24 protein-coding genes are annotated in these 26,021 nt (G+C 58.6%); 16 read left to right on the top strand and 8 right to left on the bottom strand.

The features are described from left to right. Positions 1 to 8 precede the first annotated feature (8 nt). From AC2FJ6_RS19050 to AC2FJ6_RS19065, 4 genes are all read left to right on the top strand, one after another. Complete coding sequence (locus AC2FJ6_RS19050; protein WP_170788578.1) at positions 9 to 755, top strand: methyltransferase domain-containing protein; 747 nt, start codon at positions 9 to 11, stop codon at positions 753 to 755. Continuing rightward, positions 755 to 2,164, top strand: coding sequence for a hypothetical protein (locus AC2FJ6_RS19055; RefSeq protein WP_496669694.1), 1,410 nt, complete (start codon positions 755 to 757; stop codon positions 2,162 to 2,164). Before AC2FJ6_RS19050 ends, AC2FJ6_RS19055 begins: the two co-directional genes overlap by 1 nt. 174 nt (positions 2,165 to 2,338) lie before the next feature. After that, the gene (locus tag AC2FJ6_RS19060) at positions 2,339 to 2,947 is read left to right on the top strand and encodes a YrbL family protein (RefSeq protein WP_170769555.1); all 609 of its coding nucleotides are present in this window, start codon (positions 2,339 to 2,341) and stop codon (positions 2,945 to 2,947) included. A gap of 26 nt (positions 2,948 to 2,973) precedes the next feature. Further along, positions 2,974 to 3,978, top strand: coding sequence for a GlxA family transcriptional regulator (locus AC2FJ6_RS19065; RefSeq protein WP_496669696.1), 1,005 nt, complete (start codon positions 2,974 to 2,976; stop codon positions 3,976 to 3,978). Between the two features lie 5 nt (positions 3,979 to 3,983). Here AC2FJ6_RS19065 and AC2FJ6_RS19070 read toward each other — a convergent pair whose 3' ends face one another. The 4 genes from AC2FJ6_RS19070 to AC2FJ6_RS19085 are packed head-to-tail and all read right to left on the bottom strand — an operon-like array spanning position 3,984 to position 9,029. Further along, positions 3,984 to 4,544 carry a sarcosine oxidase subunit gamma gene (locus AC2FJ6_RS19070; RefSeq protein ID WP_170769557.1) on the bottom strand — a complete coding sequence of 187 codons (561 nt, stop codon included), beginning with the start codon at positions 4,542 to 4,544 and terminating at the stop codon, positions 3,984 to 3,986. Further along, positions 4,537 to 7,479: a sarcosine oxidase subunit alpha family protein gene (locus tag AC2FJ6_RS19075; protein ID WP_170769558.1), complete on the bottom strand. Its 2,943-nt coding sequence runs from the start codon at positions 7,477 to 7,479 to the stop codon at positions 4,537 to 4,539. Before AC2FJ6_RS19075 ends, AC2FJ6_RS19070 begins: the two co-directional genes overlap by 8 nt. After that, positions 7,476 to 7,763, bottom strand: a complete 288-nt coding sequence (locus tag AC2FJ6_RS19080) for a sarcosine oxidase subunit delta (RefSeq protein WP_170769559.1) — start codon at positions 7,761 to 7,763, stop codon at positions 7,476 to 7,478. The genes AC2FJ6_RS19075 and AC2FJ6_RS19080 overlap by 4 nt, the downstream gene beginning before the upstream one ends. 15 nt (positions 7,764 to 7,778) lie before the next feature. Then, positions 7,779 to 9,029 carry a sarcosine oxidase subunit beta family protein gene (locus AC2FJ6_RS19085; protein WP_170769560.1) on the bottom strand — a complete coding sequence of 417 codons (1,251 nt, stop codon included), beginning with the start codon at positions 9,027 to 9,029 and terminating at the stop codon, positions 7,779 to 7,781. A gap of 253 nt (positions 9,030 to 9,282) precedes the next feature. On the opposite strand from AC2FJ6_RS19085, the gene AC2FJ6_RS19090 reads away from it, so the two are divergent. Continuing rightward, positions 9,283 to 10,149 (top strand): urea carboxylase-associated family protein, encoded by an 867-nt coding sequence (locus tag AC2FJ6_RS19090; RefSeq protein WP_170769561.1) that lies wholly within the window; start codon positions 9,283 to 9,285, stop codon positions 10,147 to 10,149. Here AC2FJ6_RS19090 and argE read toward each other — a convergent pair. Together argE and AC2FJ6_RS19100 are read right to left on the bottom strand one after the other, a co-directional pair. Next, positions 10,146 to 11,342: an acetylornithine deacetylase gene (argE, locus tag AC2FJ6_RS19095; protein ID WP_496669698.1), complete on the bottom strand. Its 1,197-nt coding sequence runs from the start codon at positions 11,340 to 11,342 to the stop codon at positions 10,146 to 10,148. The two genes, AC2FJ6_RS19090 and argE, sit on opposite strands and share 4 nt — an antisense overlap. After that, a complete protein-coding gene (locus AC2FJ6_RS19100; protein ID WP_496669700.1) occupies positions 11,300 to 12,484 on the bottom strand; it encodes a M24 family metallopeptidase in 1,185 nt (394 codons plus the stop codon). Before AC2FJ6_RS19100 ends, argE begins: the two co-directional genes overlap by 43 nt. A gap of 86 nt (positions 12,485 to 12,570) precedes the next feature. On the opposite strand from AC2FJ6_RS19100, the gene AC2FJ6_RS19105 reads away from it, so the two are divergent. The 8 genes from AC2FJ6_RS19105 (at position 12,571) to AC2FJ6_RS19140 (ending at position 21,824) form a co-directional block, all read left to right on the top strand. Next, positions 12,571 to 13,614: a pyridoxal-phosphate dependent enzyme gene (locus AC2FJ6_RS19105; RefSeq protein ID WP_496669702.1), complete on the top strand. Its 1,044-nt coding sequence runs from the start codon at positions 12,571 to 12,573 to the stop codon at positions 13,612 to 13,614. Continuing rightward, positions 13,611 to 14,756, top strand: coding sequence for a M24 family metallopeptidase (locus tag AC2FJ6_RS19110; protein WP_496669704.1), 1,146 nt, complete (start codon positions 13,611 to 13,613; stop codon positions 14,754 to 14,756). Before AC2FJ6_RS19105 ends, AC2FJ6_RS19110 begins: the two co-directional genes overlap by 4 nt. Beyond that, on the top strand, positions 14,753 to 15,460 hold the full coding sequence (locus tag AC2FJ6_RS19115) for a maleate cis-trans isomerase family protein (RefSeq protein ID WP_170769565.1): 708 nt from the start codon (positions 14,753 to 14,755) through the stop codon (positions 15,458 to 15,460). Before AC2FJ6_RS19110 ends, AC2FJ6_RS19115 begins: the two co-directional genes overlap by 4 nt. A gap of 148 nt (positions 15,461 to 15,608) precedes the next feature. Then, a complete protein-coding gene (locus tag AC2FJ6_RS19120) occupies positions 15,609 to 16,700 on the top strand; it encodes an ABC transporter ATP-binding protein (protein ID WP_496669706.1) in 1,092 nt (363 codons plus the stop codon). A gap of 98 nt (positions 16,701 to 16,798) precedes the next feature. Next, positions 16,799 to 17,887 (top strand): extracellular solute-binding protein, encoded by a 1,089-nt coding sequence (locus AC2FJ6_RS19125; RefSeq protein ID WP_170769567.1) that lies wholly within the window; start codon positions 16,799 to 16,801, stop codon positions 17,885 to 17,887. A 68-nt stretch (positions 17,888 to 17,955) separates the two neighbouring features. Then, positions 17,956 to 19,227, top strand: coding sequence for an ABC transporter permease (locus AC2FJ6_RS19130; protein ID WP_170769568.1), 1,272 nt, complete (start codon positions 17,956 to 17,958; stop codon positions 19,225 to 19,227). Between the two features lie 5 nt (positions 19,228 to 19,232). Next, positions 19,233 to 20,444 carry an ABC transporter permease gene (locus tag AC2FJ6_RS19135; protein ID WP_170769569.1) on the top strand — a complete coding sequence of 404 codons (1,212 nt, stop codon included), beginning with the start codon at positions 19,233 to 19,235 and terminating at the stop codon, positions 20,442 to 20,444. Between the two features lie 162 nt (positions 20,445 to 20,606). Continuing rightward, positions 20,607 to 21,824, top strand: a complete 1,218-nt coding sequence (locus AC2FJ6_RS19140; RefSeq protein ID WP_170769570.1) for an aminopeptidase P family protein — start codon at positions 20,607 to 20,609, stop codon at positions 21,822 to 21,824. A gap of 21 nt (positions 21,825 to 21,845) precedes the next feature. On the opposite strand, the gene speB is transcribed toward AC2FJ6_RS19140, so the two are convergent. Further along, positions 21,846 to 22,820: an agmatinase gene (speB, locus tag AC2FJ6_RS19145; RefSeq protein ID WP_496669708.1), complete on the bottom strand. Its 975-nt coding sequence runs from the start codon at positions 22,818 to 22,820 to the stop codon at positions 21,846 to 21,848. A gap of 140 nt (positions 22,821 to 22,960) precedes the next feature. Between speB and AC2FJ6_RS19150 the strand changes: the two genes are divergently transcribed. The 3 genes from AC2FJ6_RS19150 to AC2FJ6_RS19160 all read left to right on the top strand — a co-directional run bounded on the left by AC2FJ6_RS19150 (position 22,961) and on the right by AC2FJ6_RS19160 (position 25,350). Next, the gene (locus tag AC2FJ6_RS19150) at positions 22,961 to 23,803 is read left to right on the top strand and encodes a glycosyltransferase family 25 protein (protein ID WP_170769572.1); all 843 of its coding nucleotides are present in this window, start codon (positions 22,961 to 22,963) and stop codon (positions 23,801 to 23,803) included. A gap of 123 nt (positions 23,804 to 23,926) precedes the next feature. After that, on the top strand, positions 23,927 to 24,295 hold the full coding sequence (locus AC2FJ6_RS19155) for a group I truncated hemoglobin (protein WP_170769573.1): 369 nt from the start codon (positions 23,927 to 23,929) through the stop codon (positions 24,293 to 24,295). Next, positions 24,292 to 25,350 (top strand): adenylate/guanylate cyclase domain-containing protein, encoded by a 1,059-nt coding sequence (locus AC2FJ6_RS19160; RefSeq protein ID WP_170769574.1) that lies wholly within the window; start codon positions 24,292 to 24,294, stop codon positions 25,348 to 25,350. The genes AC2FJ6_RS19155 and AC2FJ6_RS19160 overlap by 4 nt, the downstream gene beginning before the upstream one ends. Here AC2FJ6_RS19160 and AC2FJ6_RS19165 read toward each other — a convergent pair whose 3' ends face one another. After that, the gene (locus AC2FJ6_RS19165) at positions 25,351 to 25,965 is read right to left on the bottom strand and encodes a TetR/AcrR family transcriptional regulator (protein WP_170769575.1); all 615 of its coding nucleotides are present in this window, start codon (positions 25,963 to 25,965) and stop codon (positions 25,351 to 25,353) included. Between the last annotated feature and the right edge of the window lie 56 nt (positions 25,966 to 26,021).

Raw genomic sequence — 26,021 nt, forward strand, 5'->3', positions numbered from 1 at the left:
GAGTAGCTATGTCTCACATCTATTCGAACGAGTTCTTTGATTATATCGACCGCGGAGCCCGCGAATCCGCTGTCCGGCTGATCCGTTGTCTTCAGACATGGGTCAAGCCAGACAGTGTTGTCGATTTCGGCTGTGGCCGAGGTGTCTGGCTGTCGGAATGGTCCGCGGCGGGATGCCCGGATATCGCCGGTGTAGACGGAGACTATGTTGATCGTGAGCGTCTGGCCATTTCACCGGATGCTTTTTTTGGAAAGGACCTAACTCAGCCCGTCGATCTTGGGCGGCGTTTTGGTCTGGCCCAATCTTTAGAAGTCGGTGAGCATCTGCCGCATGAGGCCTCGTCCAGTCTTGTGCAAAGCCTGACAGCCCATAGCGACCTTGTGTTGTTCTCGGCGGCGGTCCCGGGGCAGGGCGGAGAGTTCCATATCAACGAGCAACCTTTATCGTTCTGGCAAGGGCTGTTCGAAACGCAGGGGTACACGGCCTACGATTGCCTGCGCCCAAAACTGTTTTCCGACGGGGCAATCGAGCCCTGGTACCGCTACAACAGTGTGCTTTACGCCAATGCGGCTGCAGCAGCGTCCTTACCGCCAGAGGTTTTGGCAACAAAGGTTGCACCCGGAGCGCTGCGTGAGGTTGGAACCATCGGTTGGAACTTGCGAAAGATGATTGTCCGGCGACTGCCATTGCGTACGGTCACCGCAATCGCGCAAGCCCGCGCTTCAATTGTCGCACGGTCTCATCGGAGCAACTGATGACCGCGCGTTCGGATATAACGCTGGTTTTCTGGCTGACGCTGCTTTGCCTCGGAACTCTGATGGCGACCTATGGGCCATTTCTGAGCGATCCATTTGTCCGTCATGACGACTTTCCCGCCTTGCTGGGCCATTTCGACATGGCTTATAGCAAAGCGCTGGATGAGGGGCGCTGGCTAAATTTCTGGTGGCAGTTTCGACCGTTCCTCTGGCCTGCACCGGTCAATTTTGCATTGTACCTTCTGGGTTGGTCGATCTTTTCTGCATGCGCCGCGATCATAGTCCTTGGGCGCTCCATGCCTGCGTGGTTCCTGTGCGTCATGGCATTGTTCGTCGCGTTGTCGCGGCCGGCTTTTCTGATATCGTTCTGGTTCAACACTTTGCTGCCCGGTATCTGGGTACTAGCGTTGTTTTCACTGGCCGTAGTTTTTCTGTCCCATCGGGCGTCAGTTCTGTTGCTGATCGTGGCGGTGCCGCTGTCGTTTATGGCCTACACCACATACCCGTTCATGATGTTGAGCCTTGTTTTGCTGTCCCGAAAGGCGCCGCAAACCTATGTCAGTGCGGGCGTAACACTGGTGGTTTTTTTTGCGAGCCTCGCATTGGCCTTCGGTATGGTCTACTCGTTGAATTTCCTGCATCACGGAGTGTTCGACATTCCGGTGGCCGAATGGCGCGACCCAACCGAGGTCAAGTCGATAAGCGATCTGGCATTGAACTATCAAAAGCTTAAACTGCACCTGTACGAAAACTTGCATCGCGTCGGCAGCGGGTCTTTGTCCAACGGGGTGTTTTTGATATCGCTCTTCGCGGTTTCGTGGCTTTACCTGCTTCGGCGTCAGCGTTATGTGGCAACGATTGTACTGGTCGCGGTTCTCGCCGGTTGTGGCCCTTTGTTCGCCAAAACGCTGACATCAGGTCTTAAGGTTCCGTTTCGGGCACTTGGTTGGAACTGGATTTTGTTCGGTTACACCCTGACAATGTCGGTGTTTATTCTTACGAACACATCCACCCGGTTGGCTAGCGTCGCGCGCATTGTGATCATGTGTGTTCTGTTGATCGCAACAATCCAATTCGGACGCATCACCTACGGCACCTTTCCTCTTTGGCAAAAAACAACGCGGACTTTGGCGGATGAGATCCCAGACGGGATGAACCGTGTGCAGCTTTATGGTAGTTACTACGGATTGGAAGGCGCGCGCGAGGCGTTCATTCAGTTTGATCGCGGATTGCGTCTGCGGTTGGAATATCTGACTGGGGCAGAGGTTGTATCGTGCGACACGACACCAGACGAATGTACGGATGCCAACCCGCCATTTGATCCGCTGGGCTGGACGCATAAATCTTTAGTCGAAACGGATGGCACCGTGGCATTTGTCCTGCTGCCGAGCCCGCCGGTCGGGCCATAGTCTGACGGCGGTTATGGCAGGTTCGAGATTGCGTTGCGCTGAATCTCCGTCTCTGTCCGGTCGACGGTAAAAACACATTTGTAACCGCAGGTCGAAGGATTTATGACCCTGACGCAAGGTGCCAGTTTATGCGGCCGTCGGCCATGGCGCGCCCCCTTTAGGTATCGGATCCAAATGATTGACCTGACTGACCACACCCCATTGCGCAAAAGCCGGAATTACCTGATCTTTCAGCACCCCGATCGGCAGGATGCCTTGTTGAAAGTCCGCGCGGATGTTCCTGTACGTGATCATTGGATTCCGCGCTATGCGGAATGGCGCTATGGCAACCTGCGCCAATGGAACCGCGAAGCCAACGAATATTTGGCCGCGCTGCATCGCTGTTGCCCCGAGATTGAACGTCTGGCCCATTTCATGGGCTATGCACCGACGTCATTGGGGCCGGCGCTTGTTGTCGAGAAAATGACGGGACCAGATGGAGATCTGGCGCCGACAGTGTACAAGGAATGGATGTCGCTCAAAGAGGATCCCGCTGGACGCAAACGCCTTGGGGAAGAGTTCATGGAGTTGCTAGACGACCTGGAACGGGGGCGGATCATCGTCGGCGATATGAGCCACGAAAACATAGTGCGGGCCGAAGAACGCGGCGGCAAATTGGTGGTGATTGATGGTTTGGGCGAACGTGTCTTGTTTCCGCTGGCCTTGTTCAGCGACTGGGCATTTCGCAAGTCCATGCAGCGTCGTCGGGAACGGATGGGCAGCATGTTTGGAATTCGCTCTTAGGGCTGCATTTCTGCTAGGATCCCCGGATGCATGAGGAAAACAGGATCACGATCGGATTTCTGCTGTTTGACGGCTTTCCGATGGCCTGCCTGACCTCCGTCATCGAACCGCTTCGGGCGGCCAATGAAATCGCCGGGAAGCAAGCCTTTGGATGGGTGCTTGTGTCCGAGCGTGGGCAAAAGGTTCAATCCAGTGCGGGTGTGGGGTTTGAAGCCGCGCTAGCCCTGACAGGGTGCAAGGATATCGACATCCTGTTTCTGCTCAGCAGTCCGACATCCGGGTTTGCCGATCCGCGCACTGGAAACGGCGCGTTACGTGGATTTGGTCGGCACGGCACTGTCCTCGGCGGCATTAGCGGAGGCGTATTCCCCCTTGTTCGCTCGGGCGCGATGGTGGATCAGCCGGTCTCGGTTCATTGGTGTTATGAAGCGGCGTTCGAGGCTGAGTTTCCCGACATAGACGCGCGCAGTGAAGTGATTGTGCGCACCGATACGCGCTGGACCGCCGCGGGCGCGGCCGCTGGATTTGATCTGGCGTTGCACTTGATTTCAGACCGTCTTGGCAGCGAGATCGCGCATGAGGTCGCCTGCTGGTTTCAGCACCCGATGATGCGAGGCGCAGGGGTGCGTCAAAAAGTACCGGACACAACTGCATCTGGTTCAGGTGATCAACTGCCCCCGTTGGTTGCGCGTAGCGTTGAGCTATTTGCCGGCCATCTGAGCGAACCGATCTCGATTGCAGAAGTTGCCGGGCAGATGAGGGTCACGCCCCGCCAGATCGAGCGAGCTTTCAAACAGGCGACGGGTCAAAGCCCAAGCCACTACTATCGGTCTATGCGCATGAAAGCCGCGCGCCAGATGGTTATGTATACGAAAGACCCGATTGCACAGATTGCCGCTGCGGTCGGGTACAGCTCGGTCACACCGTTGGTATCGCATTACAAAGCGGCCTTTGGGCTAAGCCCTGCAGAGGACCGTCGCCGGATCAACCGGTTCCGGGTCGAGGACAACGCGCCGTTGCCTTCGATCTGATTGTCTTAATGGGCCGAACGCATGGCCGCCAGAACCGCATGGTGCAGCGATCCGGCCGATGATCTGGGACCATAAAGGCTGACATGGTCGGCGCTGCGGCACAGGATGAAACACCCGATGTGATGAACTGCGCCCCGCGCGACGTGACCGGACTGAAACTGACGTAGGTCCAGTTGGCATAGCAATTCCAGAACCGCGTTGATCCCGTCGCCCTGCAAGTCGAACCGCGCCCAGGCATCCGTCTGCTCAGTGACAGAAGCGACGATTCCGACGGCGGTCTTGACGTAGGCGGCAAGGTCTTCGTGGGTGGAGAAGGGGGCTTCGATCATCCATTGGTCCGGGCCGGACCAGAAGGCGGTCACAGGGTCTCCGGCGAAACGCTGCACGGTCGGCGTTGCGGTTCCGATAAGCCGCGCAACTGCATCTTGCGTCGCGGCCTCGTGCCCCAACCGGGCAGTGACTGAGGCCAACGCCACATCTGAGACTTCAGAACATGTGACCGAACCGACCGTATCCACGCGTGGCGCGGCCCCGCCGAGGGCGGTTATTGCAACAAGATCATGCACGCAGTCGTTCTCCTTCGGGGTCAACGAAATGAGCCGAGACAATTTCGACTTCGACATTCAATTCGGTCAGGGGTGACACAAGGCGCATCTTCTCGCCCATCCGCGCGTCGCCGCGTTTCAGCAGGCCCAGCCCGATATGACTGTTCAGATTGGGCGAATAGGCCGCCGAGGTCACATAGCCCTGATCATGTGTCGCATCGACCGGGCCATCTATATTCATCAAATGGCCCCCGGCGGTGATCTTTTCCTCGGGGTTGACCGGTTTTAGCCCGACAAGTTTCAGTACATCCGGTGCGGTCAACGCTTCACGCTCGGACAGGACCGATCCAATGCTGTCCTTCTTCTTTGACACCATTTTGCCCAACCCAAGGTTCAGCGCCGTAGTGGTGCCGTTCAACTCATTGCCGACCGGGTGGCCCTTTTCGATGCGCATCACGCTCAGCGCCTCGGTGCCATACGGTGTGACGTCGAATTCTTCACCCTCACTCATCAACCGTCGCATCAGCGCGTCGCCATAGCGCGACGGGACGGCGATCTCGAACGCCAATTCGCCCGAGAACGAGATACGGAATAGCCGCGCCCGTAGCCCACCGCAGACGGTGATCTCGCCGCAAGCCATGAAGGGGAACGCCTCGTTCGAAATATCGAATTCCGGGTCCACGATCTTTTGCAGAAGCTTGCGGGAATTTGGCCCTGCCACCGCGTATTGCGCCCAACCATCGGTGGTCGAAATCAGCTGCACATCCATGTCCGGGAACAAGCACTGGCGCACGAATTCCATGTGGCGATAAACATTTACAGCATTCGCAGTGGTGGTGGTGACAACGAAATGATCCTCGGCCAGCCGTGCGGCGGTGCCGTCATCCATGACCATGCCATCCTCGCGCAGCATCAGCCCATAGCGCGTTTTGCCCACTGCAAGCTTGGCAAAGCCGTTGGCGTAGACGCGGTTGAGGAACTCGGCAGCATCCGTGCCCTGCACGTCGATCTTGCCCAGCGTGGTGCAATCGCACACCCCGACCGAGGCGCGGGTTTGGCGCACCTCACGGTCGACGGAGTCGCGCCAATGCGTCTCACCAGGCAGGGGAAACCACTGCGCACGCAGCCAGTTCCCAGCCTCGACAAACACCGCCCCGCGCTCCTTGGCCCAATGGTGCGATGGGGTCAGGCGGGTCGGGTGGAAGTCCTTGCCCGTCATTCGGCCCGCGAAGGCACCGATGGGCACCGGGGTATAGGGCGGGCGGAAAATGGTTGTGCCGGTTTCGGGGATCGACTTGCCCGCAACCTCGGCCATGATCGCAAGGCCCGTGATGTTCGAAGTCTTGCCCTGATCGGTTGCCATTCCCAGCGTGGTATAGCGTTTCAGATGCTCGACCGAGCGGAAGCCTTCCTGATAGCTGAGCTTCACATCCTTGACCGTCACGTCGTTCTGCTGATCGACCCATGCGCGTTTGCAGCCCTGCACATACCAGAACGGCTTTAGCGCAATGGGCGCGTCCTCGGCTTCTGGCAGGTCGGGCAGGGTGGTCAGGTCCAGCGCGGTGGCGGCCGCTTCGGCTCCCGAGCGCAGTGCGCCATGGGTTGACATGACGCCATTGGCAGAACCCGCGACGGACATGCCAACCGGTAGGTTTTCTCCCGGAACGAAAGCAGCAAGGGCTTCGTTCCAAACAGGGCTTCCGCGTTGGTGGCAGGTCAGGTGGACATTCGGGTTCCAGCCGCCCGACACGCCCAGCGCGCCACAATCCAGTGTCCGGGTCGAACCATCGGGCAAGGCGACCTCGACAAAGCTCAGGCCCAGACGGCCTTTGGTGTTCACCACCTGCGCGCCTTTCAGCACCTCATAGTCATAGCTGAGGGGGGCATCTTCGCGCACATCGACTACGGCGGCGATCTTGACGCCTTTGGCGTGAAGATCCGAGGCCGTGCGGTGGCCGTCATCATTGTTGGTAAAGATAGCAACCCGCGGCGAAGCTGTCACCGCATATCGGTTGGCATAAGTCCGCAGCGCGCTGGCGGTCATGATGCCGGGGCGGTCATTGTTTTCAAATGCAATGGGACGCTCGGTTGCTCCGGCACACAGCAGGGCCTTTTGGGTATAGATGCGCCACAGGATCTGGCGCGGTTTGCCAGCAGGCAGCGAGGGCAGATGATCACCCGTCCGCTCGACCGCCCCATAGATTCCATGGTCAAACGCTCCGATCACCGTGGTGCGCGGCATCAGCCGGACGTTCGGCATGGCGGACAGCTCGGCCACGGTTTGTGCCGCCCAGTCAGGGGCGCTGTGGTCGCCGACCGAGAAGGTCTCGCTGTTCAGGCGTCCGCCCAGCGTGAAATCCTCATCCGCCAGTATGACATCTGCGCCTGCGCGCCCGGCGGTCAACGCTGCCATTAGGCCCGCAGACCCGGCACCGATGATCAGCAGGTCGCAGTGACGGAACCCTTTATCGTATTCATCTGGGTCGGCCTGCATCGACAGCGACCCGAGGCCAGCAGCGCGGCGGATGATCGGCTCGTACAGCTTCTCCCAAAACGCGGCGGGCCACATGAAGGTTTTGTAGTAGAACCCCGCCGACAGGAAGTTGGAAAACAAGTCATTCACCGCAAGCGCATCGAACCGAAGACTTGGCCAACGGTTTTGCGAGTTTGCGATCAACCCGTCGAACATCTCGATCGTCGTGGCGCGGGTGTTGGGTTCCTTGCGGGCGCCTGCGCGCAGTTCCACCATGCCGTTGGGTTCCTCGGATCCCGCCGTCAGCAGCCCGCGTGGGCGGTGGTATTTGAACGATCGCCCGATCAGTCGCACATTGTTGGCCAGCAGCGCTGAGGCCAGAGTATCTCCGGGGTGCGCGGTATAGCTGCGCCCGTCAAAGTAGAAGTTCAGGGTCTTATTGCGGTCGATCTGCCCGCCGGTCAATCGGTTCGCTTGTGTCATTTCGAACGTCCCCGCGCGCGGGCCACATCGCGGGCCAGTTCAACCTTGGAGATCTCGTGGGTCAGAGTGTTGCGGGTGACAACTAGCCAAGACCGGTCCCCGGCTTCGTGATACCAAAGCTCGCGGTGCTCTCCGGCGGGGTTGTCGCGCAGATAAGAATAGTCATAGAACGCGTCGGCGGCATTCTCGGCCATTCCGTCGGGCCGGTCGATCAGGGATGCATCGCCTAGATAGGTGAATTCTGAGGCATCCCGGGGCCCAAGCAGAGGGTGGTTGATGATCATATCCCTAGGTCCCCTCTAGTGCAGGTTGGGCTGGTTGCCCGCGCCTTTTTCGTCGATCATCCGGCCAGTGAGGAACCGGTCCAGGCGATAGGCGGTGGCAACGGGGTGCGGTTCGTCTTTTGCCAGCAAATGCGCAAAGCAATAGCCCGAGGCGGGCGTGGCCTTGAACCCGCCGTAGCACCAGCCGCCGTTGAAATAGAGCCCTTGAACCGGAGTGCGGTCGATGATGGGTGAGCCATCCATCGACATGTCCATCACGCCGCCCCACATCCGCAGCAAACGCGCCCGGCCGATCATGGGCATCAGGGCCATGCCGCCCTCGCACACATCCTCGACCACGGGCAAGTTGCCGCGTTGCGCATAGGTGTTGTAGCCGTCGATATCGCCGCCAAAAACCAACCCGCCCTTGTCGGATTGGCTGACATAGAAATGTCCCGCCCCAAAGGTGATGACGCTGGGCAGAACGGGCTTCAGCCCCTCGGACACAAACGCCTGCAACACATGGCTTTCAATGGGCAGCCGCATCCCGGCCATGCCCATCACGCGGCTCGAGTTTCCAGCGACCGCACAGCCCACTTTGCTGGCTCCGATAAAGCCTTTTGAGGTTTCGACGCCCAAGCAGGTGCCATTTTCAATCCGCAGGCCCGTGACCTCGCAATTCTGGATTATGTCGACCCCGTGCAAATCCGCCGACCGCGCATAACCCCAAGCCACCGCGTCATGGCGGGCCGTGCCCGCGCGGCGCTGGACGAGACCGCCTTTGATGGGAAACCGGGCGTCGTCGAAATTCAAATAGGGATGTTCGGCCCGTACCTGGTCGGAGTCCAGCAGTTCCGCATCAGCACCGTTCAGGATCATCGCATTGCCGCGCCGCGTATAGGCGTCGCGCTGACCGTCCGTGTGGAACAGGTTGATGATACCGCGCTGGCTCATCATGGCGTTATAGTTGACGTCTTGTTCCAGCCCCTCCCACAGTTTCAGCGAGAATTCGTAGAAGGGCTCATTCCCGTCCAGCATGTAGTTCGAGCGCACGATCGTCGTGTTGCGCCCCACATTGCCGCCCCCGATCCAGCCTTTCTCGACCACTGCCACATTGCGCTGGCCGTAGACCTTGGACAGGTAGTGCGCCGTTGCAAGACCGTGGCCGCCGCCGCCAATGATGATGACGTCGTAATGAGGTTTTGGGTCAGGCTCGCGCCAGACCGGTTTCCAGCCCTTATGGCCGGTCAGTGCCTCTTTGATGACTCGAAAGCCGGAATATCGCATGAATCGGACCTTTTTTTCCAGAATTCACTATTTTGGTGCGGTTGGGTATCCTCAGATGCGACATCGATCTGTCTGAATCAGACCCAAGTATCTGAATGATGAACCGATGGTGGGGGGTAACACTCAGGTTGCCTAAGGTTGTTTGCGGCCTCGCCAAACTCTCCGTCCTACTTCGACAGCAATCATAACATAAGTGCAGATAGCGCAGCTGTTGATGATGCGCTAAACCTGTGGAAACACAAGGAGAGCAGGCATGAAACTGAAGGCACCGAATTTCACAGCACCGGTAGATGCGGTCGTCCGTCAGAGCCTGCCTCCGGTCATCTGCTACCCGCCGGATAGTTTGCCGCAACCCGACGTCGCAGGGCTGAACGCCATTCGACAAGGGGCGAAGAAAACGGCCGAAGCGACGGCGGCCCCGCGCGATGCAGCTTGTGTCGAGGTGCCCGCAGGGGCCTTTCTGCGCGTGCTTTCGGTGGATGGCCCACAGGTGGGCGATCTGAACATGTGGAACAAACATGACCTGACCGAGCGGTTTTATTCGGGTAAAACCCGCGCTTTGCACGGTACGCATTTGTCCACCGGCGACCGTATGTGGTCTAGCTTTCCCAACATGCGCCCGATGGCGACCATCGTCGGAGACACGCTGGACTGGTATGGGTTCGATGCCTACGGAGGCTCGGTCCATGATGTGATCGGGACGCGCTGTGATCCTTATACGGGACGGTTGCTGTCGGGGGACGACTATCACTATTGCTGCCATTCGAACCTGACCCGCGCCTTGGCCGGTTATTGCGACCTGCCGCTGCACGAGGCCGAGATGCATGTGCATGACGTGCTGAATGTTTTCATGTGTACCGGTTTTACACGCGACACAGGGCAGTATTTCATGAAGGCCAGCCCGGTGCGCCCCGGCGACTATCTGGAATTCTACGCCGAGATTGACCTGATCGTGGGCCTGTCGGCCTGCCCCGGCGGCGATTGCTCGTCCGAGCATTCCTCGGACGTGGCCGCCTGTTATCCGCTGGTGATGGAGGTCTATGACCCCGGCGAAGATGCCCGCGCGGCCCATGTTCAGCCGCCGCGATCCGCCTATGATCGGACGCACGGCACGGGCTAGGCGGTCAGGCGGCGACCCAATCGGTCGAGCATCCGGCAACACAGGTCCAACTGCTCGATCTCGACATATTCGTCGGCCTTGTGCGCCTGCGAGATCGAGCCCGGGCCACAGACGATAGCGTGAACGCCTAGCTGCTGGAACAGCCCGGCCTCGGTCGCGAAGGCGACGGTGCCGGTGCCATTGGCGCCGGTCAGTTCGGCCACCAATTTGCGGGCAGCGTTGTCCTCCATCGGCTCCAACCCTTGAACTTCCGCGACGACGTCCTGCGTGATGCTGGCTTCGGGGTGAACGGCCTGCATTTCGGGTAGCAGCGTGTAGTTAATGTAGTCGCTGAGCGTCTGGTTAACGAGATCGGCGTCGCTGGCCTGAACCGGGCGCATTTCCCAGCCGATCTCGGCCTTGCTGGCGATCACATTATGCGCGACGCCGCTATTGAAGAACCCGACATTTATCGTGGTCCATGGGGGTTCAAACGCGCTGCCCGCCGGTGCGCGCGATTTCAAAATATGGCGCAGTTCAAGCAACTTGCCCACATAACGCGCGGCGTATTCAGCGGCATTCACGCCGTCATCCGGGGCCGAGCTGTGACCTTCCAGCCCGGTAAAGCGCGTGGTGTATTCAAAGCAACCCTTATGGCCTTCGATCACCCGCATTTCGGTCGGTTCGCCGATGATGGCAATGTCGGGCACGATGCCGCGTTGGGACAGGTCATTGACCAGATTCTGCGCGCCCAGACAACCGGTTTCCTCGTCGTAGGTAAAGGCGAAATGCAGCGGTTGGGTCAGTTTTTCGACGTCCAAAGCTTCGGCAAAGGCGAGCGATGCCGCGATGAACCCCTTCATATCGCAGGTACCCCGCCCATACAGGCGCCCATCTCGTTCAATCATCTCGAACGGGTCTGAGGTCCAGTCCTGATCGGCCGCGGGCACGACATCTGTATGACCGGACAGCAGGATACCTCCGGGTATGTCAGGCCCGAGTGTTGCAAAGACGTTGGCCTTCTTGCCCGTCGCATCGCGCGTTTCGATACAGCGTGCTCCCAGGGCTTCAAGCCGGTCGGTCAGATAGCGGATAATCTCAAGATTGCTGTCGACCGAGACCGTCTCAAACGCGATCAGATCGGCTAGAATGTCTTTGGTTCTTTGAAGGGTCATGGTTTCACGAACAGCTTTCTTGGACGGTTGCAGAGACATTCGGCGGGTCCGGTTTCGTTGATCAGGATGGTCTCGGTGATCTCAAGCCCCCAGTCGTTCATCCAAAGGCCGGGCATAAAGTGGAACGTCATTCCGGGTTCCAGCACGGTTTCGTCTTCCGCGCGCAACGATATGGTGCGTTCCCCCCAATCGGGCGGATAGCTGATGCCCACCGGATAGCCGCAGCGCGCACCGCGCTCGATTCCGGCGCGTTCCAGCGGAGCGGCCAGCGCAAGGGCGATGTCGCGGGCCTTATTGCCCGCACGGGCGGCATTCAAACCTGCCTCAAGTCCCTCCACCAGCGCGGCTTCGGCCCGTTGCAGGTGGTCTGGGGGCTGGCCCAGAAAGACTGACCGGCAGAAAGGTGCGTGATAGCGGCGATAGCAGCCCGAGAGTTCGAAGAAGGTGCATTCCCCGGTTTTGAATGGCGCGCCGTCCCATGTCAGATGCGGGGCGGCGGCATCAGACCCCGAAGGCAGCAGGGGCACTATGGCGGCATAATCGCCCCAATCCTCACCCACGCCCGAGATCGCATCGTGGTAAATCTGCGCCACCAGTTCGTTCTTGCGCAAGCCGGGTTCGATCCGTTCTATCACCCCATCAATCACATGTTCCGAAATCCGCGCAGCTTTGCGCATCTGGGCGATCTCTTCACCGGATTTCACGGAACGCTGCCAGTTCACCAAAGCGTTGCTATCGACCAACGTGGCCTGAGGCAATTCTGCGGCCAAAGTCAGATGCGCCTTGGCCGAGTAATAGTAATTGTCCAACTCAACCCCGATGCGGGCGCGTTCAAGGCCGCATTCCAAGATCAGGCGGGAAAGGTCTTGCATCGGGTGCCGCTCGGTCGATTGAACATAGTTATCTGCATAGCCGTGAATGCAGTCATCGCTCATCCAGACCGTGCGCCGCGCGCCGTTTGCGTCCTGATTGCGGCCCCACCAGATTGGATCAGTATCGTGTAGGACGACGACGCCCTGATGCACGTAAAAGGACCAGCCCTCATACCCGGTCAGCCACGTAATGTTTGACGGGTCCTGTATGAACAGCGCGTCCAATCCGGCGTCAGCCATGGCCGTACGTGTCTTGGCAAGCCTGCGATCGTATTCGGCGCGGGTGAAGGCCGGATTGGCATGGGGCATGAGGCGCTCCTGTCGCGATGGAGTTTCCGTTGACAGAACGGGACGAATGCAGTCACGTCAATGGGCAACTCAGGAAAGACACCCCAGTGAAGATCACCCTCAATCCCCATCGCGGCGGGCAGAAACTCGCCGGCTCTGCTCCGTACCCTTCTATAAATGCTGCTCGTGTAGCGGATCTTCTGGCGCAGTGTCCGGCGGCGGGGGAAACCGCTTTGGTCGATGCCAAGGGGCTGGCCGATGTGGCGAATCTGTGGATCAAGGACGAGCGCGGACGCATGAATCTTGGGTCGTTCAAGGCCCTTGGCGCGGCCTATGTGATTGCACGACATGCTGCGGATGTGTCGGATTTGCCTGCCGAAACAACGCTTAGCGGGCGGACCTATGTCACCGCCAGCGCCGGAAACCACGGGATGAGCGTCGCCGCCGGGGCGCGGATATTCGGCGCGGATGCGGTCGTCTATATCGCCGAGACCGTGCCCGAAGGCTTTGCTGACCGCCTGAGGGCGCAAAACGCTACGGTCGTGCGACACGGCGTGGACTATGCCGCCAGTATGCAAGCTGCTAGTCAGGCCGCGCAGGATAACGGCTGGACTTTGCTGTCCGACAGCTCGTGGGAGGGGTATTTTGAACTGCCCCACACTCTGATGGAAGGCTATCTTCAAATGGCGGCCGAGGCCGTGCGTCAATGCCCCGAGGTGCCGACGCATATCATGCTGCAGGCCGGTGTTGGTGGTTTGGCGGGGGCGGTCGCCGCCTATGCCCGGAATGTCTGGGGCGATGCGCCCCGGATTATCGTCGTCGAACCCCACGCCGCGCCCGCCCTGCAAGCGAGTATCGAGGCCGGAGCCTGCGTCTTTGCCGACGGCCCGGACAGCATCATGGGGCGATTGGATTGCAAAGAGCCTTCGCTGATTGCTTTGAACGGATTGGCGCGGGACGCCGATGTGTTCCTGACTTTGACGGATGATGAGGTCGCGCAACACCTGCCCGCGATGTCGGAGGCCGGTGTGGCCACAACGGCATCTGGCGGGGCAGGCGTGGCCGCCGTCATGAACCCGGACGTTCGCGCCGAACTGGGTATCGGTCCCGACGCACGGGTCCTCTGTTTCCTGTCCGAGGTCGCGGAATGAGGGGGTTTGACACCGCCGAGTTTCAAGCGCGGCTGACGCGCGCGCAAGACAGGATGGCAGAAGCGGGCCTGTCTGCCTTGCTGCTGACCACTGAGCCCGAGATTCGTTATTTCACCGGCTACTTGACCCGGTTCTGGGAAAGCCCCACGCGGCCCTGGTTTCTGATCGTCCCGGCCAGCGGGAAACCTATCGCGGTCATCCCCTCGATCGGGGCTGCTTTGATGGGCCAAACCTGGGTCGAAGATATCCGTAGCTGGAGCGCGCCGGACCTGTCGGATGACGGGGTCAGCCTGTTGGCCGAGACTTTGAGTGAGGTTACTCCGGCTGATGCTGCAATCGGCGTGCCGGACGGGCATGAAACTCATGTCCGGATGCCTATGGCAGACTTGCTGCGGCTTCAGACGCTATTGGGGTCGCGGAGACTCTCGGGCGATGCGGGGATACTGCGCACACTGCGCATGGTCAAATCCGACGCCGAGTTATCCAAGATCGAAACCGCCTGTGCCATAGCCGGGCGCGCATTTCAGCGTGTGCCCGAGATTGCCGGGCGTGGGGTCTCGATTAATCAGGTCTTTCGGCAGTTTCAGATGCTGTGTCTTGAGGAAGGCGCGGACTGGGTGCCTTACCTTGCGGGCGGAGCCGAGCAGGGTGGCTATACCGACGTCATTTCACCCGCTCCGGAAAGCGAGATGAGTAATGGCGATGTTCTCATGCTGGATACCGGTTTGGTGTGGGATGGGTATTTCTGTGACTACGACCGCAACTGGGCGGTCGGCGCGCCCACGGACGCGGTGCGCAGGGCCTATGTGGCGCTAATCGACGCCTCGGACAACGCATTTCAAATCGCGCGCCCGGGGGCCACTGCGTCGGACCTGTTTCATGCTATGAATGACGTTCTGTCCCGCCACAACGCCGATACCGGGGCCGGAAGGCTGGGGCACGGGCTGGGGATGTCGCTGACCGAATGGCCGTCATTGATCCCGTCTGATCACACGGTGCTTGAACCCGGCATGGTACTGACGCTTGAACCGGGCATTGCGGTTGGCGGCAAAATCCTAGTGCATGAGGAAAACATCGTCATCAATGACGGTGCGCCGCGCTTCCTCAGTCCACGCGTTGGGCCGGAGTTGCCTGTGATATGAGTTACTTACCTTACGAACTGGAACCAGACGATCCACAGGTCACACCGATGGGTCTGATCGTTCTGCAAACGGATGAAACGATCGAACCCGAGTTCAACGCCTATTTCTCGGACCGTCGCGCGCCGATTTACGTGTCCAGAATTCCCAGCGGTCACGAGGTGACAACCGACACCCTGTCGCAAATGGAGGCCGCATTGCCCGCAGCGGCGGATCTGTTGCCGAAGGCGCGGCCCTACAAAGTGGTTGGCTATGGGTGCACCTCGGCCAGTTCCGTGATTGGCTCGGCTGCCGTTGAGCGAATGGTGCAGAAAACTTGTGTTGCAGCGAGGGTTACGAATCCGCTGCGCGCAGCGTCTGCTTGCGCTGCGGACAGGGGGGTGTCCAAGTTTGCGCTGTTGTCCCCGTATATCGAAGAAGTGAACGAACCGTTACGCAACGCCTTTGCTGAAAACGGGATTGAGATGGGTGTTTTCGGCTCGTTCGGAGAAGCCGAGGAAAGCAAGGTCGTCCGAATCTCACGCGAGTCCGTGGTCGAGGCCGCCGTGCGGTTGGGAGCTGATTCGGCAGTTGAGGCTGTGTTCCTAAGCTGCACGAATCTAAGAACTTTCGATGCGATACCTGAGATCGAAAATCGGCTGGGAAAACCTGTTCTGTCCAGCAATCAAAGCCTTGCGTGGCATATGCGGCACCTGAATTCAGCCTGAATTTCAGGCGGCTGGCGGCGTCATTGACATACTGCTGACATATTTTGGTTGCGCGACCTGTCCTGCTTGTCCTTAAATGGTTCGCGAAAGGTCTTTGAGATCCGGATAAACCGGGCAAGCAAGGACAGACAGGGGAGCCAAGTTGGTAATGTCAAATGACGCAGCGTTCGTCGAGTTTCAACGTGTCCAGAAATCTTATGACGGCGAGATCCTTGTCGTAAAGGATCTGAACCTTTCACTTCCAAAAGGTGAGTTTCTGACGATGCTTGGCCCGTCGGGCTCGGGCAAGACCACGTGTCTGATGATGCTCGCCGGGTTCGAGACGGCCACACATGGCGAAATCATGTTGGACGGGCGTCCTATCAACAATATCCCGCCGCATAAGCGGGGCATTGGGATGGTGTTCCAGAACTACGCACTGTTTCCGCACATGACTGTGGCCGAGAACCTGTCCTTCCCGCTGGAAGTTCGCAAATTCGGCAAGGCTGAGCGCGAAGAGAAAGTCAAACGGGCGCTGGATATGGTGCAGATGGGGGCCTTTGGCAGCCGCCGCCCTGCGCAATTGTCCGGTGGTCAGCAGCAGCGGATCGCCTTGGCGCGCGCGTTGGTGTTCGAGCCCGAGTTGGTTTTGATGGATGAACCGCTGGGCGCGCTTGACAAGCAGCTGCGCGAGCATATGCAATTCGAAATCACGCGTCTGGCGCATGAGCTGGGTATTACCACGGTTTACGTGACCCACGACCAGACCGAAGCGTTGACGATGTCAGATCGTGTCGCCGTGTTTGATGACGGGCGCATTCAGCAGCTTGCCCCACCTGATCTTCTGTATGAAGAACCCGAAAACAGTTTTGTGGCGCAATTCATTGGTGAAAACAACACATTGGAGGGTGTTGTTAAATCGATTGACGGCGACTCTTGCGTCGTGACGCTGGATGACGGATCAGAGATTGACGCCAAGCCGGTGAATGTCAGCGCTGCGGGCGAGCGGACCAAGGTCTCGATCCGACCCGAGCGGGTGGAATTCAATAAGGACCGTTTGCACGCGGATGCGCATACGTTGAAGGCCACTGTGAAGGAATTCATCTATATGGGTGACGTGTTCCGCTTCCGCCTGTCAGTTGCGGGGAATGATGACTTTATCATCAAAACCCGGAACGCACCGGATGCGGTTCGCCTGTCACCCGGCCAGGAAGTCGAGATTGGCTGGCTGGCTCATGACTGCCGGGCGTTGGACGCCTAAGGCATGAAGACCCCGCACCATCGGGGAAAAGAACAGCCGGATTGCCCCGTGATCCGGTTCTGAAATGCAAAATCAACGGGAATAACAGGGAGTTAATCATGAAAGTTAAAACCACTCTGATGGCAAGTGCGATTGCTGCCGTTGCTGGTGGCGCGATGGCCGAAGAGATGACCATCGTGTCCTGGGGCGGCGCCTATTCCAAATCGCAGCTCAAGGCGTATCACGAGCCCTACTCGGAAAAAACGGGCGTCACCATCCTGAACGATGACAGCTCCGCCGAAGCAGTTGCCAAGCTGCGCGCCATGAATGAAGCGGGCAACATTACCTGGGATGTGGTCGACGTTGTGGCTGCGGACGCGATCCGTCTGTGCGACGAAGGTCTGGCGATGGAGATCGACCCCGACGTGCATCTGGCCGCGGCGCCCGACGGGACTTCGGCGGCGGATGACTTCGGTGATCTGCTGGTCAGTGACTGCTTTATCCCGCAGATCGTGTATTCGACCACATTTGGCTATCGCACCGATCTGGTGGGCGACACACCGCCGACCGATGTATGCGCCGTGTTCGATCTGGAAGCTTATCCAGGCAAGCGTTCTTTGGAAAAGCGTCCGATCAACAACATGGAATGGGCATTGATCTGTGACGGCGTTGCCAAAGACGATGTCTATGATGTTCTGGCGACGGCTGAAGGCCAAGATCAGGCGCTGGCCAAGCTGGACACGATCAAAGACAGCGTCGTCTGGTGGTCTGCCGGTGCTGACACACCGCAGCTTCTGGCCGATGGTGAGGTCATCATGGGTTCGACCTATAACGGTCGTCTGTTCAGCGTGATCGAAGAGCAGAAACAGCCCGTCGCCATGCTTTGGGACGCGCAGGTGTTCGATCTGGACGGCTGGATCATTCCGGCAGGTCTGAGTGAAGAACGCACGCAGCGTGCGCTGGACTACATCATGTTTGCGACCGACACGCAGCGTCTGGCGGATCAGGCCAAGTACATCTCGTATGGTCCGGCCCGTGCCTCGTCGGCTCCGCTGGTTGGTCAGCACGCCGACCTGGGTATCGACATGGCGCCGCATATGCCGACTGACCCGGAAAACGCCAAGAACACGTTCCTGTATAACTACGAGTTCTGGGCAGACTACCGCGACGACATCGACGCTAAATTCCAGGCATGGTTGGCTCAATAAGCCTGTTTTAAGTCATCGGTCGGGGCCGCAATTGGCCCCGACCCACCAAAAAAGACCAAGGGACGCAGATGACTGACGCAACTCAATCCGGTCCGATGCTGGCTGCAGATGGTACGCCGCTGAAGAAATCTCTGGCGCGATCATTGCGCCGCCGCAAGTTGCGGGCGCTGGCCCTGATTGCACCGCTGCTATTGTTCGTTCTGCTCTCTTTCGTGATCCCGATCGTTTCGATGCTGTTCCGATCGGTTGAAAACGGCATTGTGGCCGAGACCCTGCCATTGACCGTGGTCGAGTTGAAAAACTGGGATGCGGAAAGCGGCGAACTACCGGATGAAGCACTTTACGCCGCGTTCACCAAAGATATGGTCGTTGCCATTGACGAGAAGACACACACCCGGCTTGGTTCGCGCCTGAACTATGAGCAGACGGGTATGTCCTCGATGTTCCGTCGCTCGGGTCGTCAGATTAAAAAACTGGACCCGGAAACCGATGGCCCGTTCAAAGACAAGCTGATCGACATTCACGACGGTTGGGGGGATATCGAAACCTGGCGTACCATCAAGACCCACGCTGTTCCGATCACCAACGGATATTTCCTGAACGCCATCGACATGCGCCGCACGCCCGAAGGCGCGCAGGCGCAGCCTGAAGACAAGCAAATTCTGATCAAGCTGTTTGGGCGCACTTTGATGATGTCGCTGATAATCACGGCATCCTGTATCCTGCTGGCCTATCCTGTGTCGTATTTGCTGGCGACGCTGCCGATGCGCGTGTCGAACCTGCTTATGATCCTAGTATTACTACCATTCTGGACGTCACTGCTGGTGCGAACTTCGGCTTGGAAGGTTATGTTGCAGCAGCAAGGTGTTATCAACGAAACTTTAGTGTGGCTTGGGTTAGTGGCCGATGACGCTCGGTTGGTGATCATCAATAACCAATTCGGCACGATCATTGCGATGACGCATATCCTGCTGCCGTTCATGATCCTTCCGATGTATTCGGTCATGCAGACCATTCCGCCATCCTACACCCGCGCCGCGAAATCTATGGGCGCGACGAACTGGACGACCTTCTGGCGTATCTACTTCCCGCAATCCATTCCCGGCATCGGAGCGGGGTCGATCCTCGTGTTCATCCTGGCCATCGGCTACTACATCACGCCGGAAATCGTTGGCGGGACCAAGGGTGTCTTCATCTCGAACCGGATTGCGTACCACATTTCATCCTCGTTGAACTGGGGATTGGCTGCTGCGCTCGGGACGATCCTGCTGGCGGTCGTTCTGTTACTCTACTGGTGCTATGACAAGATCGTGGGCATCGACAACGTGAAGCTGGGATAAAGAAGATGGCAGCACTTACACCTATATCCCGCAAACCCATGTCGGTTGTCCTGCCCGCAGTGGCCATTGCCGGAGGTTTCCTGGGCATGTTCGTCGGGGCCGGGCAGGGCAGTGTATTGCTGGGCATTGTGATCGGCGCGGCTCTTATGGCGGGGCTGGCCTGGGTCTATATCAACGTTCTGGACAATGAACGTATGGCCCGCTGGATCACAATCCTCGGACTGGGCGCGCTTGGTTTGCTGTTTGCTGGCGTGACCGGCCTGATCGTTGGTTTGCTGGCTGGTTGGTTCTTTGCCTTCTTCATCTTCTGGCTTTACGAGGGGCGCTACCGACAAAAGCTGCTGCCCTATATGACAGGTCAGCAGGTTTTCTGGCACTATGCGTTCAGAGTTATCTGCGGCGCGATCTTCGTATTCCTGATCACTCCGATCCTTGTGGTTCTGCCGCTGTCGTTCAACGCGCAGGATTTCTTTACCTTCACGCCCGAGATGCTGCGGTTGGACCCCGAAGGCTATTCGCTGAAACACTACCGCGACTTCTTCACCAACAATGAATGGCAGCGCAGCTTCAAGAACTCGCTGATCATTGCACCGATTGCTACGATCATCTCGGTCTCGCTGGGGACTCTGGCGGCCATCGGCCTGAGCCAGAGCCACGTTCCGGGGAAACGGGCGATCATGGGGATCCTGATCTCGCCCATGATCGTACCGCTGATCATCTCGGCCACCGGGATGTTCTTTTTCTACAGCGATATCGGGCGCTTCCTTGAGGGCACGCTGGGCATGGACAAGAACCTTGTTGGCTATGTGAAAGTGATCCTTGCACATGCGGTTCTGGGTATCCCGTTCGTAATCATCACCGTGACCGCGACGCTGGTGGGTTTCGACCAGTCGCTGACGCGGGCCTCTGCGAATATGGGGGCAGGGCCGGTGCGGACCTTCTTCAAGATCCAGATGCCGCTGATCCTACCGGGCGTGATTTCGGGTGGCTTGTTCGCCTTCATCACTTCGTTTGACGAGGTGGTCGTGGTGCTGTTCGTCGGTTCGGCCAGCCAGAAAACGCTGCCGTGGCAGATGTTCACCGGTCTGCGCGAACAGATCAGCCCGACCATTCTGGCGGTGGCGACGATTCTTGTCGTGATCTCAATTGCGCTGTTGACCACGGTTGAATTGCTGCGCCGCCGGTCCGAGCGTCTGCGGGGTCTTTCCCCCGCTTGACGCGCGCCGCGGCGTGATTTAGCCATTGCGATATGCAGCCCGGTCACGATGGCGTCGTGACATCTCTACGGGCGCATGGCTCTCGGTTCCCGAGGCCGCTTGTCCTGAACGCCGGGACTTGTGGCCGGGCACCTTTCGTCCGGCATTGCAGGAGAGAGCATGATGACAGACCTGACAAACCGCCCCGAGTTCTTCACCAGCCACAATGGCGACAAGGCCCCGTTGCCGTTCAGCAAGGCCGAATATGACCGCCGCCTGTCGGGCCTGCGCGCCATGATGGCGGCACGGGATATTCCGGCGGTGTTGCTGACTTCGATGCACAATATCGCCTATTACTCGGGCTTTCTGTATTGCGCCTTTGGCCGTCCTTATGGCTGCGTGGTGACGCAGGACGCATGTACGACGGTGTCGGCGAATATCGACGCAGGCCAGCCGTGGCGACGCTCGGTCAAGGAAAACGTGATCTACACCGACTGGAAACGCGACAATTACTGGCGCGCGGTGGCCAGCCTGATCGGCGGTGCCAAGCGGATCGGGATTGAAGGCGACCACATGACGCTGGCCGCGCGTGATACGGCGCTGGCGATGCTGGGGCAGCCCGAGCTGGTGGATGTGGCCGCGGATACGATGGCCGCCCGCATGGTGAAATCCGCAGAAGAGATTGAGTTGATCAAGGGCGGTGCGCGCACGGCGGATGTGGGCGGTGCTGCGATCCACGCCGCGATCCGTGAAGGGGCGACCGAGATCGAGATCGCTATGGCTGGGCGCGACGCGATGGAGGTCGAGATTGCCCGCGCATACCCGGATGCCGAATACCGGGACACCTGGGTCTGGTTCCAGTCGGGCCTGAATACGGACGGCGCGCATAACCCGGTGACCAAGCGGGCGTTGCAAAAGGGCGATATCCTGTCGCTTAACACCTTCCCGATGATCTCGGGCTATTACACCGCGTTGGAACGCACCCTGTTTTTGGGCGAACCCGACGCCGACAGCCTGCGCATCTGGAAGGCCAATGTGGCCGCGCATGAGCTTGGCCTAAGCCTGATCAAACCCGGCGCGACTTGCTCGGGCATCACCGCCGAGATCAACCGCTTCTTTGCAGATGAGGGGCTGCTGCAATATCGCTCCTTCGGCTATGGCCACTCGTTCGGCGTCCTCAGCCACTACTATGGTCGCGAGGCGGGGCTGGAGCTGCGTGAAGATATCGACACCGTATTGGAACCCGGCATGGTCGTGTCGATCGAGCCGATGCTGTGGATTCCCGAAGGACAGCCCGGTGCCGGTGGCTATCGTGAGCATGACATTCTGGTTGTCGGCGAGGACGGGGCCGAGAACATCACCGGGTTCCCCTATGGGCCGGAACATAACACGATTGTCTGATCGGATAGGCAAGAGGGGCGCTTAGCCCCTCTTGCCGCGTTCGTGGAAAATGAACCCGATGAAATTCAGCAGCACCTGCGCGGCCAGAAGCTGCGTGCTTTCGGTGGGATCATAGTTCGGCGCGACCTCGACCAGATCAATGCCGACCACATCGCCGCGTTGCGCTAGACCTTGCAGGATTTCCAGCACGTCATAATACAGAAACCCCCCGTGGCTGGGCGTGCCGGTGCCCGACGCAATCGATGGGCAAAAAGCGTCGATATCAATCGTCACATAATACCGCGCGCCTTCGGGTATGCGGGCCAAGACCCCCTCGGTTCCCAGTTTGCGGACCTGTCGCACAGACAGGATATCGGACCCTCGGGCGCGGGCATCCTCATAGCCTTCCTTTGCGGTTGAGGACACATTGCGGATGCCCAACTGCGTCATGCCCGAGACATAGTTTTTCTCAATCGCGCGCCGCATCGGGTTGCCGTGGCCGGCAGTGACCCCGTGGCGTTCATCCACGAAATCCAGATGGGCGTCGATCTGAACCACATGGATCGGACCATTTTCCGCGCAATCGTCAGAAAAAGCATTGATACAGGGGATGTTGATTGAGTGATCCCCGCCGATCGTCACGGGCAGGGCACCGGCGTTCAGGATTTTCTCGACCCCGAACTGGATATTGGCGTGGCTTTCGTCGGTCTTGGTGTGGATGATATCGGCGTCCCCGATATCGACCATGCGGACCGAGCTATCCAGATAGGTTGCGTCATCCTCGTGATCATACGCCCCGGCATGGCCAAAGCTGAACAGTGTCGACGCCTCACGCACCGCACGTGGCCCGAACCGAGCGCCGGATCTCCATTGTGTGCCGAAATCGAAGGGTGCGCCCATGATCGCCACATCCGCGTCGATCTGGTCCCAATCCTCGACATATGGCGATTTGCCAAAGGTCGAAATACCGACGAATGGCAGGTTCAGACGGCCACTTGCATACCCATGAGACGACATAGCGCGATTCCCGTTTCTTGTTTGTCCGTTGTAGCTTAGAAGCCTTGTCTTAAGCAGGATAGGTTTCTTTGAGGGGTGGATGGGTTGAATGTCGCCCGCCAAGGGTGTCTATCTGAGCGAAAGGTCTGAAAGGAATTGCCGTGGGACAGCACGAACTGCCACCCGAAACAGGTGTGTTCTATATCAATCTGGACCGCGTCCCCGCCCGTCGGGATTTTATGGAATCGCAGTTCGATCACGCTGGACTATCAGGTGCCACCCGGTTCAGTGCGGTTGACGGGCAGCGACCCGGAGCGTTGCACCAGAACGGCTATCTTCCCGGTTCAGGCAGTCGCTGGGGCTTGAAACAAAGCGAGATCGCCTGTTTCGAAAGCCACCGGGCCGTCTGGCAGGCCGCGGTCGACCAAAACCTGAACACTGTGGCGATATTCGAGGACGATGTCGAGATGTCCGCAGATGCGGGCCGAGTCATTGTGGACGTTCTGAACCATTCGACCGAGTATGATTTCGTCAAGCTGGACTATTCGCCCAGGCCCTTGCGATTTGGGACAGAACGGGATTTGGGGCAGGTGAAAGTTCGCCCCATGCTGGAAATGGCACCAAGCGCGGCGGCCTATGTGGTGTCGCAAGCGGCCTGTCGCAAGTTGCTGGCATGGTCCACGGCCTATTCCGACCATCTGGACGATTTTGTCTCGCTCCCGCGTACGGATTGGCGGATGTTTCAGTGCTTTCCGGCTGTCGGTGTGCAGATGATCTGGTCTAAGCAGCAGGCGGAAATTGTTGACGAGGTGAAGGTCAGCGAACGCTCGCAGGATCAGAAAACCAACAGCGGGTTGGACAAGGGACCGACATGGTTCCGGCTGCGCCGCGAATTGCTGGCGGCCGGGCGTAAGTTGCGCTGGCGCATGGGGGCCCAAACGCGGCTTTTGAAGCAAGGGGGCTATGTCGGTTTCATCCCGTGCGCCGATGATCTGAGCGTTTAGCTGCGCCGGGGTTTTAACCTTTCGAAGCCCTGCGTTTGGCGATCCAAACGCATAAGCGTTAACAAAACTGTCAGTTTGATATAATCTTCCAGTGTTGTTTACGGTTAAACAAGGGTCTGGGGGATGAGTCAGTCAATTTACGACCGCTATGGAGGTTTCAAAACGATCAGTCGGATCGTGATGACCTTCTATGAAATGGCGCTGGATTCCGATCAGATCGGCGGTCATTTCGAAGATATCGACATGCCGCGTCTGATTGATCACCAAACCAAGTTTGTGTCTTCTCTGGTTGGTGGACCTGCCTCGTTCAGTGATGACCGGATCGAGGCAGTGCATCGGCATCTGAACATCACGCATGAAGACTTCGACGAGATGGCCGATTTGTTCGGCGAAGCTCTTGCCCAGCACGGCATGGAAGACGCGCATATCAAGATTGCCTTGGGAGCCATTGAATCCAAACGCGCAATCATCGTTGCGCGCTCGGCGGCATGAGTATTCAGGCCATCAACGAACAGTTGCTGCGGGCAATTGGCGTTGGTGTTGCGGTCGTGCGTGCCGCGGATCTGAGCTTCGTTTTTCAGAACGGTCCGTTCGTAGAATGGTTTGGGACGCCTGAAAAAGGACAAACGCTGCTGGATCTGTTCCCCGATCTGGACGCGCGCGAATTGGAGGACGTCAAGCAATCGGGCCTGCGCTATTCCGTGGAATTGCAGATCAAGCCCAAGCGCCGGACGTTGGTTTTTGCGGTCGCCGTGTCTTTGGCAAGTGGGCTGGACGAGCAGCTTCTGGTGGTCGAATGCCAGAACATCACCCGCATCCGCGAATTGGAAAGCATGATCGACAGCTATTCCTCAATGGTTGAGCGGAACACGCGTGAGTTAGAGCGCGAGAAAGAGCGTGTCGAACGTCTGCTGCTGAACCTGATGCCGCGCGCGGTGTATGAAGAGTTCAAGACATTTGGCGTGGTGACGCCGCAGCTTTATGATGAGGTCTCGGTCGTGATGCTGGACTTTGTCGGCTTCACGGACTTTGCCGCCAAGACGGACCCGACCGTGACCCTGAGCGAGTTGAATGACATTTTCACCGCCTTTGATCGCATCGTCGAACAGTTTGGCTGTGAGCGGATCAAGACCATCGGAGATGCTTATCTGGCGGTGTCCGGTATGCCCGATCCGACCCCGGATCACGCCACCGCCGTTGCGCATTGTGCGGTCCGGTTCCTGCGGTATCTGGAGCGGCGCAATGAAAGCCACCCCCACAAATGGCAGGCCCGTGTCGGGTTGGGTATGGGCCCCGCAGTCGGGTCGGTCGTCGGTATACAGAAATATGTCTATGACGTGTTTGGCCCGGCGGTGAACCTGGCCTCGCGCCTTCAGGTTTTTGCCAACCCGATGCATATCGTGGCGCCGGACGAGATGAAATATGCGCTGATTGACGCGTTTCAGGTGTCCGATATCGGTCGCGTCGACGTCAAAGGCATGGGTGAGATGGACTTGATCAATGTCACGTCGGGCCTGAGTATGCCGAAGCCCAAAACTGTTTTCTGATCAGTCATCCTGTGGGACAAGCCCCAGCCCCCGCAAATAGATACCGATCCCGGACTCCAGAAGATCCTCGGGCGGGAAAGGCGAACTGGCTCCGGTGTTGCGGGCGAACAGCTCCACCACACCGTGGCTCATGGCCCATATATGCGCGCTGAACATGGATGCCGGAGGCCGCTTTTCGGGCGGAATATGCTGTGACAGATCGGATGCAGCCTTTTCCAAAACCGCTTTTGCTCGGTTGGCGGCAAGGGCCAATTCTGGTGTGCGGTTGATCGAGATACCGCTTTCGAACATCGCGATATAGTGGCCAGGATGTTTGCGGGCGAAAGCCAAGTACGCGCGTCCGGTCGCTTCGAACGCGGCAAGGGCCGAGGGTTGGCCTTTGTCATAGGCGAACTGCATCAGATCCGCGAACATCTCAAACCCCTGACGGGCGGCTTCGGCGATCAGGTCCTCGCGGCCCTGATAGTGGCGATAGACGGCGGCAGGCGTCACGCCTGCGGTCTTGGCAGCTTCGGACAGGGTAAACCCGGTTGGGCCTTTTGCCTCGATCAACGATAGCGCCGCCTCGATCAGCGCCTGTTTCAGATTTCCGTGATGATAGCCGCGTTTGCTCATGCCTGTGTTAAGCGCCTTTTTTGTTTTGGCTCGTTGATCTTATGACATAATGCTGA

This window comes from Ruegeria sp. CDSA089 (genome assembly GCF_059612205.1).